The sequence below is a fragment of the Planktothrix sp. PCC 11201 genome, from assembly GCF_900009135.1.
Classification (GTDB): domain Bacteria; phylum Cyanobacteriota; class Cyanobacteriia; order Cyanobacteriales; family Microcoleaceae; genus Planktothrix.
The window spans coordinates 1-2253 of the sequence record NZ_LT797720.1 but is presented as its reverse complement, the minus strand read 5'-3'; the positions used below and the strand labels follow the sequence as shown (position 1 = coordinate 2253).

The window sequence follows — 2253 nt, the reverse complement described above, 5'->3', positions numbered from 1 at the left end:
ATTAAATGTTTGTATGGATAGGTAAAAAGTAATCTATCCAGAATCCTATCGAATATCATGGGAATGGATAGATTCTGGATAACTCAGTGGATAGAGCATCAGGTTTTGATGCTGAGGGTCGGGGTGAGAATCCCTCTGTATACGAGTTACAAGCGACTTTAAAAAAACGAGTATGGAGGGACTCGAACCCCCGACCCTCAGGACCGGAACCTGATGCTCTATCCACTGAGCTACATACCCACACTTTTATTAATGTAGCATATTCTTGAGAAAATATCATTTTATTTTGGGAATTATGGACTCAATCCACATTTCAGGGATTCGCAGCTACGGTTATACCGGATATTTACCCGAAGAACAGGTTTTGGGACAATGGTTTGAAGCCGATATCACCCTGTGGTTAGATCTAAGACCCGTGGGGAGTAGTGATGCGATCGCCGATACCCTCGACTATCGCCAGACCATCAGAACCGTTGAGAACGTGATTAAAACCAGCAAATTCGCCCTCTTAGAACGATTAGCCACAGAAATTACCGACACCCTATTACAACAACCCCGAGTGGAAAAAGTGCGGGTACAGTTAACCAAACCCGCCCCCCCCATTCCCGATTTTAGTGGCAAAATCCAAATTGATATCACCCGTTAGTCCCTGGTAGAGAGGTGCTATGGCACGTCCCTACGGGAGTCAAGGGATATTAAAAGGGCTTAACCTGAAACTGACTGGCAATAAAGGGTTCAGAACTCAGAATCGGGTTAGGATTGGCTAAAAGTTGAGCTTCGCTGTAAGGATTAACCCCATAGCTAGTAACGGTTAAAACACCCGTATTAGGGGCAATCTCAAACTCCGTCCAACCGTAGGTATGGGTGTTAACGTAGCTCCCCTGTAGTAAGGTTTCATCAATCGGGGAATTTTCCAAACCCATCGGATCGTAATTTAACAGGGTTTCGGTGCGATAGTCCAAAACATCCCGCACATATTGATCCTTTTCTTCTCGGTCGGTCAATGCTAAATATTCCGCCTGGGATTTCGATTGTTTGGCTAATAAACTCGCGGGTGTAAACCCAATCGTCGCGGGGCCAAAGGGTGCTGCAAAGGTTTGATTAAAGGGTGCAGGAAGAAACGGAACCGTTAACTGAATTCCCACGGGGCCAATCATCACATCAAACACCCCCGTTGGGGTTACGGGTTGATCCACCGCCTGTTGATTCATGACATTATTCACCACATTGCCATGAAAATCTCCGGTGACAAACACGACATTTTTAATCTGATTTTCTTGAATAAAATTGAGTAAATCTCGTCTTTCGGTGGCAAACCCTTCCCAACGTTCTCCAATAGTCGGAATCCCAAATTGCTGCATGGGAACCGTTGACATCACGAATTTCCAGGTCACTCCGTCATTTTGAGCCACGAGTAAATCATCCTTTAACTGTTTAAACTGAGCTTCTCCTAACATCGTCCGGTTAGGATCAAAAGCATCACTCAAGGTTTGATCAATTTTGGTTTGATCCGCATCTTCAGCTACAAAGGGTAAGGGTGCATCCCGAAACGATCGCACATCTAAAACAAAAGTAGCCGCATCACTGCCAAAGTTATTGTTACGATAGAGTTTCCGTTCTTCTGCGGTGCGAGGATCGTTGGTATTGCCATAATATTCATTTCGCACGGGGAAATAGTTTTGGAAGCTCTGTAACGCAGCATCAAACACGGGAGTATCGTTTACATATCCAGTGGTCTCCTTACCAAAAATATCCTGTTTCTGGGGGGATTTTGCCGGGGTAGCACCACCTGCGAAATCATTGGTTAATTCGTGATCATCCCAGGTGGCATAAACCGACGTACTGGCCCGTAAATCAGCCCAAGGGTTTAACCCATAGCGTTGAGAGTAGATTTCATTTTGTTTGAGGTGAAACTCCTCTAGGGTTTTGGCTTGAGTGACCCCGGGGATAGCGGAGGAAACTGCATCTGCCTCCGACATATCTCCGAGTTGGACAAAAAAGTCTAAATTGCGTTGATCGGCATTTTTCAGAGAAACAAAGGGGGCTAAATTGCCCTGTAGGTCGCCGGATACCCCAAACCGTAAACCATTGCGGGTTCCTAGGGGATCGGAGGTTTGAAATTTACCCGAGAGTTGATTTTGACTGGCATCCGTAACTTGATATTGACACTCTCAGGTCTGAATACACTGAGATTCTAACTTCAACCTGGACACTTGCTCGACCAGACTTTCATCAAGAGGAGTAGAGGTTTCC

The 2253-nt window shown here is 45.5% G+C and carries 2 protein-coding genes and 1 tRNA gene; 1 reads left to right on the top strand and 2 read right to left on the bottom strand.

Going from position 1 to position 2253, the window contains the following annotated elements; translation table 11 throughout:
• Positions 1 to 167: 167 nt before the first annotated feature.
• Positions 168 to 240: transfer RNA gene (locus PL11201_RS25390), tRNA-Arg, on the bottom strand.
• Between the two features lie 55 nt (positions 241 to 295).
• Between PL11201_RS25390 and folB the strand changes: the two genes are divergently transcribed.
• A complete protein-coding gene (gene folB, locus PL11201_RS25385; protein ID WP_079679679.1) occupies positions 296 to 646 on the top strand; it encodes a dihydroneopterin aldolase in 351 nt (116 codons plus the stop codon).
• Positions 647 to 695: 49 nt separating this feature from the next.
• On the opposite strand, the gene PL11201_RS25380 is transcribed toward folB, so the two are convergent.
• Positions 696 to 2030, bottom strand: coding sequence for an alkaline phosphatase D family protein (locus tag PL11201_RS25380; protein WP_255377682.1), 1335 nt, complete (start codon positions 2028 to 2030; stop codon positions 696 to 698).
• Positions 2031 to 2253 lie beyond the last annotated feature (223 nt).

What these genes read in the sequence shown, in the direction of transcription:
- folB (WP_079679679.1), top strand. Translation starts at nt 296, where the DNA reads ATGGACTCAATCCACATTTCAGGGATTCGCAGCTACGGTTATACCGGA.